The sequence below is a fragment of the Billgrantia kenyensis genome (genome assembly GCF_013697085.1).
Lineage (GTDB): Bacteria > Pseudomonadota > Gammaproteobacteria > Pseudomonadales > Halomonadaceae > Halomonas > Halomonas kenyensis.
Genome location: NZ_JACEFT010000028.1, coordinates 45114 through 53280 on the forward strand (window position 1 = coordinate 45114; position 8167 = coordinate 53280).

The 8167-nt window shown below is 63.8% G+C and carries 6 protein-coding genes; 1 reads left to right on the forward strand and 5 read right to left on the reverse strand.

What is annotated here, in order from left to right; genetic code table 11:
- Positions 1 to 118 precede the first annotated feature (118 nt).
- Positions 119 to 1036 carry a nuclease-related domain-containing protein gene (locus H1D44_RS17270; protein ID WP_181516289.1) on the forward strand — a complete coding sequence of 306 codons (918 nt, stop codon included), beginning with the start codon at positions 119 to 121 and terminating at the stop codon, positions 1034 to 1036.
- An 18-nt stretch (positions 1037 to 1054) separates the two neighbouring features.
- On the opposite strand, the gene H1D44_RS17275 is transcribed toward H1D44_RS17270, so the two are convergent.
- The 5 genes from H1D44_RS17275 to glnA all read right to left on the reverse strand — a co-directional run bounded on the left by H1D44_RS17275 (position 1055) and on the right by glnA (position 7506).
- Positions 1055 to 2392 (reverse strand): deoxyguanosinetriphosphate triphosphohydrolase, encoded by a 1338-nt coding sequence (locus H1D44_RS17275; RefSeq protein WP_181516291.1) that lies wholly within the window; start codon positions 2390 to 2392, stop codon positions 1055 to 1057.
- Between the two features lie 191 nt (positions 2393 to 2583).
- Positions 2584 to 3993: a nitrogen regulation protein NR(I) gene (ntrC, locus tag H1D44_RS17280; RefSeq protein ID WP_181516293.1), complete on the reverse strand. Its 1410-nt coding sequence runs from the start codon at positions 3991 to 3993 to the stop codon at positions 2584 to 2586.
- Positions 3986 to 5032, reverse strand: a complete 1047-nt coding sequence (glnL, locus tag H1D44_RS17285) for a nitrogen regulation protein NR(II) (protein WP_181516295.1) — start codon at positions 5030 to 5032, stop codon at positions 3986 to 3988. Before glnL ends, ntrC begins: the two co-directional genes overlap by 8 nt.
- Before the next feature lie 324 nt (positions 5033 to 5356).
- Positions 5357 to 5926, reverse strand: a complete 570-nt coding sequence (locus H1D44_RS17290) for a DUF4124 domain-containing protein (RefSeq protein WP_181516297.1) — start codon at positions 5924 to 5926, stop codon at positions 5357 to 5359.
- A gap of 173 nt (positions 5927 to 6099) precedes the next feature.
- A complete protein-coding gene (gene glnA, locus H1D44_RS17295; protein ID WP_181516299.1) occupies positions 6100 to 7506 on the reverse strand; it encodes a glutamate--ammonia ligase in 1407 nt (468 codons plus the stop codon).
- Positions 7507 to 8167 lie beyond the last annotated feature (661 nt).

The following is an 8167-nucleotide window of genomic DNA, read 5'->3' on the forward strand; positions in this document are numbered from 1 at the left end:
CGCATATGCCTCTGTACCGAAGACATATACCGGAAACATAGTACCGAAGATGGCCCCGGGCGCCTCAGGTTGTCTAGAATGTGACGCTTATGTGCCCCTCACCGGCAAGGACGAACCCATGGCCTGGCTGGAATACCTGCTGCCTCTGATCTTCCTGTTCCCCCTCGGGGCCATGGCCGTCATCGTCATCGCCTTGCGCAACCTGCACGATGCCCGGGTACGCTCGCCGTTCAACTCACGGCCGCTGCGCGAACCCGGACAGGCACTGCGCGACCGGCTCGACCAGGCTTTCGCCACACTGTTCCTCAATGGTGCGCTGGGCCCTATCCTGACCCTGGCACCGCTGGTCTACGGCATGGGCCGGATGCTCTTTGCCAGCCGTCAGAACTGGATCGAATGGGCGCTCTACGGGGCCCTGAGCACAATCCTGGTGCTGATCTACTGCTTCCTGCTGATTCGTGACTTCCAGCATATCCGCCGCATCAAGCTGGGGCTGGCCTGTGAAATGGCCGTGGGGCAAGAGCTGGAGCGCATGGTGCGTCCCGAAGCCCACCCCTACTACGTGTTCCATGACGTGCCTACCGATGGCGACATCATCGACCATATTGCCATCACTCCCCACGGCGTGTTCGTGGTTGAGACACGCGCCCGGACACGGCCGTTCACCGCCGATGGGCGCGAGATCAACCTGGTGACGGTCGAACCGGAGCGCTTGCGCTTTCCGGGCTGGAGCGAGCATGCCCCGCTGGTCAAGACCCTGCGTGCCTCTCGCTGGCTGGCCTCCTGGCTAGAGCAGCGCTGTGGCCAGCCGGTACCGGTGATGGGAGTTCTCGCCTTGCCCGGCTGGGACATTTCCTGTGCCGGCACACCGGAAGGGCTGATGGTGGTCAGCGGAGAGACCTTGTCGCAGCAGCTCAGTGAGCGTCGCCTGGGCGAGTTGAGTGACGAGTTGCATGACGCGGTGATAACGGCGCTGGTGGAGCGGGCCGCGGAGCTGGACAGCAACCCGTCACTGAACGTGGCGCCATCGATCTGAGCGCGGCCTCGCCCGTGATCAGTCTCCCCTGAGCCGTCCGCCCATCTCCTGGGCCAGGTCGACGGCATAGTGATCGGTCATGCCGCCGATGAAATCGAGCATGCGCCGGTAGCTGTCGTAGAGCGGCCAGGAAGGGCGCGGGGTGTTCTCGCCGATCAGCGCCAGCACTCGTTGGTGCTTGAAGCTGGACTGCCCAGTGCAGTGCAGCTCGTGCGCGGCGCCAATAAAGGCCTCGAGCAGGATACCCAGGGTGGTGTAGGCGCCGATTTCCAGCTTGGCCTTGCGTTCGTTCTGGAAGATGCGCTCGCGGGCCAACTGCTTGGCCGCCGCCACCCCCCAGCCCAAGTCGGGATGGCAGAGCTCGAGCAGATCGCTGCTGAGGCTGCCGTTGAGCAGCGCCGTTTCGTGTTCTACGAAGACCGCTCCTACATCGTTGACCGCCCGCTCCATGGCAGCGCCGCGCAAGGCGGCGATGCGGCGCCGCTGGGAAACACCGTCGCGACTCATGCGCGCGTAGTCCGGTGGTGGGTCGCCGGCGATCTGCAGCAGCACGTCGGCGACCTCCTCGTAGCGCAGGATCCCCATCTCCAGGCCATCCTCGAGATCAAGCAGGGCATAGCAGATGTCGTCGGCAGCCTCCACCAGCCAGGCCAGCGGGTGCCGGCACCAGCGGCCCTCGCCGCGCGGCAGCAGGCCCAGGCAGCGGGCCACGTCTTCCAGCAAGGGCTGTTCCGACTGATAGCAGCCGAACTTGCCGGCCCCGCCGCCATGCTCCACGGTCCAGGGATATTTCAGCAGGGTGCCCAGCGTGGCAGCCGTCAGGCGCATGCCACCGCGAAACTGGTTGTATTCGATCTGGGTGACGATACGAAAGCCCTGGGCATTGCCCTCATAGGTCAGCAGGTCGGCTCGCTCGCGCGCGCTCAGCCCCTCGAGCAGCCCGCTGCCTTCCGCCTCCGCACACTTGAACCAGTCGCGGATGGCATATTCGCCGGCATGGCCGAAGGGGGGGTTGCCGATGTCGTGGCCCAGACAGGCCGCCTGTACGATCACGCCGAGATCGGCCGGGGTGATCCATTTGGGCAGTCGCTCGCGGAGCAGCTCGCCGACGATCATACCAAGGCTGCGCCCTACGCAGCCCACCTCCAGCGAGTGGGTCAGGCGAGTATGGATATGGTCGTTGTCGGTCAGCGGGTGGACCTGGGTCTTGCGGCCGAGCCGCCGGAACGAGCCGGAAAAGACGATGCGGTCGTGATCCTTGTGGAACGGGCTGCGGCCGATTTCGTCGCGACCGCTGGTAGGCTTTCCATGCAGCCGGGAAGGGTCGAGCAACTGCTGCCACTGCATCTGGGTCATGGGCTTCCTCCTGAAGGCCCCATTCTGGCATTGGCATGGGCAACATGGCCATCGCTGCTACGCTTCAGGATTAGCCCCACCTCCGTGCCCCTTCGCTCTGACGCGGAAGGTCGAACCCCCTGTGGCTCGACCTTCCTGACTCGACTGGCGGGTCCAGGCAGCAGGCAGCACGCAGGTGAAATACGTGCCGCTCAATCCTCCGCCAGTGAGGGCAACAGCGTCTTGAGCTTGCGGGTGAGGGTATTGCGCCCCCAGCCCAGCAGCTCGGCGGCTTCGCCCTTGCGCCCACCGGTGTGCTTGAGCGCGGTCTCGATCAGGATGCGCTCGAAGTCCGGTACCGCTTCCTCCAGCAAATGGGTGTGGCCGGCCGCGAGGGCACGGTCGGCCCACTCGCGGAAGGCCGCCCGCCAGTCACCGTTACTGACTTCGACTGAATCCCCCTGGCGCAGCTCCGGCGGCAGGTCCTCGACCAGGATCTCACGCCCCGAGGCCATCACCGTCAGCCAGCGGCAGGTATTCTCCAGCTGTCGCACGTTGCCGGGCCAGGGCAGGCGGGTCAGGTGGGTCTCGGCGGCCTTGGTCAACACCTTGACGTCGGTGGCGAGCTCCTTGGCCGCCTCGGCCAGGAAGTGCCGCGCCAGGCGGGGAATGTCCTCGCGCCGTTCGGCCAGCTTGGGCAGGTGAACCCGGATCACATTGAGGCGATGGAACAGGTCTTCGCGGAAGCGGCCGTCCTCCACCAGCGTTTCCAGGTTCTGGTGAGTCGCGGCAATGATGCGCACATCCACCTTGACCGGCGTGTGGCCGCCTACCCGATAGAACTCGCCATCGGCCAGCACCCGCAACAGCCGTGTCTGGGTTTCGGCAGGCATGTCGCCGATCTCATCGAGGAACAGCGTGCCGCCGTTGGCCTGCTCGAAGCGCCCCTGACGCTGGGCGGTGGCCCCGGTAAAGGCGCCCTTCTCATGGCCGAACAGCTCGGACTCGATCAGGTCGCGCGGGATCGCCGCCATGTTCAGGGCGATGAAGGGCTGTGCGGCACGTGGGCTGTGCTGATGCAGGGCCCGGGCCACGCGCTCCTTGCCGGTGCCTGACTCACCGTTGATTAGCACGGTGATGTGCGAGTGGGACAGTCGTCCGATCGCACGGAAGACTTCCTGCATCGCCGGCGCTTCACCGATGATCTCGGCGTCCAGCCCCTCTGGAACGCTCACCGGGCGCTTGCGCTCGCGGGCATGCGCCACGGCACGCCGCACCAGTGCCAGCGCCTCGTCGACATCGAACGGCTTTGGCAGGTACTCGAAGGCCCCACCCTGGTAGGAGGCCACGGCGCTGTCCAGGTCGGAGTGCGCCGTCATCACGATGACGGGCAGCTCGGGGTGAACTTCACGCACGCGTGACATCAGGTCCAGGCCATCGATACCCGGCATGCGGATGTCGGTCACCAGCACATCGGGGGGATCGTCGAGAAGACGGCTGAGCGCCACATCGGCTCGATCGATGCACTCGACCTCGAGGTCGGGCTGAGCCAGGGCGCGCTCCAGCACCCAGCGAATGGCGCGGTCGTCGTCGACCACCGCGACACGTGCGACATCAGTCATGGCGCCTCTCCAATGGAATAAGCAGACGGAATTCGGTATGTCCGGGGCGCGAGTCGCACTCGATCAACCCCTGGTGCTGGTGCAGGATGCCCTGGGCAATGGACAAACCCAGCCCACTGCCGTCTGCACGACCCGATACCATGGGATAGAAAAGGGTTTCCTGCAGGCTCTCGGGTATGCCCGGGCCGTTGTCGATCATGGCCACCTCGCAGACCAGCCGATGACGCTCCGCCCCCAGGGTGAACTGGCGGCGAGCCCGGGTGCGCAGCAGCAACCGTGGGGCCTTGGTGCCGGCCGCGGCCATCGCCTCCATGGCATTGCGTGCCACATTGAGCACCGCCTGGATCATCTGGGCCTCGTCACCGGGAAAGTCCGGCAGACTGGGATCATAGTCTCGCTCGACGATGACCCCGGGAGTTTCGGCCATCAGCAGCGTGCGCACTCGCTCCAGCACCTTGTGGATGTTGAGGGGGTCGTGGCGGGTCGGCTGGTTGGGGCCCAGCATGCTATCGACCAGGTCGCGCAGGCGATCGACCTCCTCGACGATAATCCGCGTGAACTCCTTCAGCGAAGGGTCGTCGAGGTCACGCTCGAGCAACTGGGCAGCGCCGCGAATGCCGCCCAGTGGGTTCTTGACCTCGTGAGCGAGCCCCCGCGAGAGCACCTTGATCGCCTCCTGGCGATTGAGCAGGGCTTCCTCGCGGGAGATTCGCAGCAGGCGGTCGCGGGGTTCCATCTCCACCAGCAGCTCGGCCGCGGAAAGCGGCGTGACCGTGTAGTCGATGGTCACCACGGTACCGCTCAGCAGCGCCAGGCGAACTTCACGCTGGGTAAAAGGATGCTGATCGTCCCGCGCCTTGGCCAGCACCTCACCCATGCCATCGTCACCCAGCAGCAATGAGGGCAGGTCGAGCCCCTTGACCCGCCCCAGGCTGACCGCCAGCAAAGCCTCTGCCGCCGGATTCATCCAGCTCAAGCGTAGCTCGCCATCCAGCAGCAGCACCGCCGTGGTGAGGTGTTCCATCAGGCGTCGATACATGTTCGACCTTCCAAGGTGAATACAGGGGGGATGGAAGCGCAACGCTTGCATCGGAATGGCGCAGCGGCCAATCCTGACGGCGGCCAGTCCGGTCCCCGGGCTGAACATACTCAAGCAAGAAGCGCGCCAACCCTTAATTCCCCGCTATGGCGCCATTTCGGGGCGAGCGCCCCACCCATCAATGCACCATGATGGTGCGAAAATAGGAGAGTTACCAGTTCAGCAGTTCAGCAGTTCAGCAGTTCGCTCAGCCTCCTCCATCTGGTGCAACACGCCACCAGGCACTTCAGGCCAAGGAAGTCGGGGATAGGGGCGCGTGGGGGATCAGCCGTCAGCGCCCTGCAGCTGCGTAGTGCTGGCTCGATGCACATGGAGGCTCACAGGTGAGGTGCGGTGACGCACCCGACCCTGAGCATCAAGCAGCTCCGCCTGAAGCACATACTCACCGTGCGGCAGGTCGGTCAGCATGAACGCTCGCGTGTGCATGGCAGTCTGGCTTACCTGGCCATCGACCAGCAGCCGCACGCTGTGGTCGGGACGCAGCTCCGGCTCGATCGCCAGTTCTACCTGCAGGTTACCGGCATAGCTTGCTGGCAGGTCGGCCCCATGTTCAGGCGCGCGAATGCGGAAGGCGTCGTAGGGCATGAAGGGTTGGCCCGGCGACTGACTGGCCCGCGGGGCGGCGCCTTCGACCCGGGGCGGCTCGGCCTGGCGCCCCTCAATGCGCGAAGGAATTACCGTGAGCGGGGCCAGCTCGACCGGCTCACCGCCGCGGTTGGGGTCATCGGTGAAAATGACATTGCCCTGAGCATCGGTGGTGCGATAGATGGTCGTGGCCAGCGCCATGGGCGCCACCAGGCTTCCCAGCAGGAACAGCACGATCGGCTTGAGCATGGGCAATTCCCCCTTGAGCTCCGCATCGCACCTGCTGCTCGAGGCCAGGCATGGGCATGTCGGAATTGGGCACGTGTAACGGAACGTTCCGCTCTAGTGTATGACAAAAAAGGCCCCGCGGTGCGGGGCCCTTGCGGCGAACCGGCGGCACTGCCACCGGGCGCGGCGGCTGCTTAGCAGCTGTAGTACATATCGAACTCGATCGGGTGCGTGGTCATGCGGATGCGCTCCACGTCTTCCATCTTCAGTTCGATGTAGGCATCGATCATGTCATCGGTGAACACGCCGCCTTCGGTGAGGAAGGCGCGATCCTTGTCGAGAGCTTCCAGGGCCTGGTCGAGGCTGTGAGCCACGGTCGGCACCTTCTTGCCCTCTTCCGGCGGCAGGTCATAGAGGTTCTTGTCCATGGCGTCGCCGGGGTGGATCTTGTTCTTGATGCCGTCGATACCGGCCATCAGCATGGCGGAGAACGCCAGGTAGGGGTTGGCAGTCGGGTCCGGGAAGCGGGCCTCGATGCGCTTGCCCTTGGGGCTCGCGGTGTACGGAATGCGGATGGAGGCAGAGCGGTTGCGGGCGCTGTAGGCCAGCATGACCGGCGCCTCGAAGCCCGGCACCAGACGCTTGTAGGAGTTGGTCGACGCGTTGGTGAAGGCGTTCAGGGCACGGGCGTGCTTGATGATGCCGCCGATGTAGTAGAGCGCCATTTCCGACAGGCCCGCGTACTGGTCGCCGGCGAACTGGTTCTGACCTTCCTTCCAGAACGACTGGTGGACGTGCATCCCGCTGCCGTTGTCGCCGACCAGCGGCTTGGGCATGAAGGTGGCGGTCTTGCCGTAGGCGTGGGCCACGTTGTGGACCACGTACTTCATTTCCTGCAGCTCGTCGGCCTTCTTCACCAGGGTATTGAACTTGACGCCGATCTCGTTCTGGCCGGCGTTGGACACCTCGTGGTGGTGTACCTCTACGGTCTGGCCGATGGCCTCGAGGGTGTTGCACATGGCACCGCGAATGTCGTGGAAGCTGTCCACCGGGGGCACCGGGAAGTAGCCGCCCTTGACCCGCGGACGGTGGCCCAGGTTGCCGCCCTCGAGCTGACGATCGGTGGACCAGGCACCCTCTTCGGAGGTGATCTTGTACATGGCACCTTCGATGTCGGCCTTCCAGTGCACCTCGTCGAAGATGAAGAACTCGGGCTCAGGGCCGAAGAAGGCGGTGTCGCCCAGACCACTGGACTGCAGGTAGGCCTCGGCGCGCTTGGCAATGGAGCGCGGGTCGCGCTCGTAGCCCTGCATGGTGGCCGGCTCGATGATATCGCAGCGCAGCACCAGGGTGGCATCCTCGGTGAACGGGTCGAGGAAGCCGGTGCCGTCTTCCGGACGCAGGATCATGTCCGATTCGTTGATGCCCTTCCAGCCATGGATGGAGGAACCGTCGAACATCTGGCCGTTCTCGAAGAACTCCTCGTCGACGTCACGGGCCGGGATGGTGACGTGCTGCTCCTTGCCACGGGTGTCGGTGAAACGCAGGTCCACCCACTTCACATCATGTTCTTCGATCAGGGCGAGAGTCTTGGCTGACATTGTGTCCTCCGTTTGAGCTGTGGCTCGATTCGGTTGGCTGAAGTCCACTGGTGCTGGTGCTTTCCAGCATGTGTTGTAGCACGTGGTAGAACAGGCTGCCCACGTCACTTGCACATCCATGGAGCTGGCAAACTTAAAGCATGTTACATGCCAACTTGCACCAACAAAGCCCCAAAAAATTGCAAGCAGTTATTATATATAGAAAATTTTTACGCCCCCTCGTGCACCACTCTGTTGCGGCATTTCGTAGAAGCATATTCCAGAAGCGAAGCCGAGGGTTGTCCGCACCAAGTTAGGGCATATATGCTCCAATTGCACCAATAGGGTTCAGCGTCGCTCTGTGGTCGAAAAACCCTTCTCGGTCGAGCGGAGACCCGCCCCCGTTGAATAAACGTCAGACACAGCAGATTGAGGCAAACGGATGAAGCGCATACGGTGCTTTGACCTGCACCCAGCCAGTCGATATTTTTGGCTTTGCTTTAGGTCACAATAATATTAGCTACCAGATCAGCTTGCTGCTTCAAGCAAACCTCAATCTACAAAAAGCCCCTCACTACAAGACGTATTCACATGACCGATACGCCACGCATGAACTTCTGGTCCGGCCTGGGCGTCGCCGCCCTCGCGGTGCTGCTGCTCACCTGGGTCGTCCCCACCTACG

What these genes read in the sequence shown, in the direction of transcription:
- H1D44_RS17270 (WP_181516289.1), top strand. Translation starts at nt 119, where the DNA reads ATGGCCTGGCTGGAATACCTGCTGCCTCTGATCTTCCTGTTCCCCCTC.
- ntrC (WP_181516293.1), bottom strand. Translation starts at nt 3,993, where the DNA reads ATGACTGATGTCGCACGTGTCGCGGTGGTCGACGACGACCGCGCCATT.
- glnA (WP_181516299.1), bottom strand. Translation starts at nt 7,506, where the DNA reads ATGTCAGCCAAGACTCTCGCCCTGATCGAAGAACATGATGTGAAGTGG.
- glnL (WP_181516295.1), bottom strand. Translation starts at nt 5,032, where the DNA reads ATGTATCGACGCCTGATGGAACACCTCACCACGGCGGTGCTGCTGCTG.
- H1D44_RS17275 (WP_181516291.1), bottom strand. Translation starts at nt 2,392, where the DNA reads ATGACCCAGATGCAGTGGCAGCAGTTGCTCGACCCTTCCCGGCTGCAT.
- H1D44_RS17290 (WP_181516297.1), bottom strand. Translation starts at nt 5,926, where the DNA reads ATGCTCAAGCCGATCGTGCTGTTCCTGCTGGGAAGCCTGGTGGCGCCC.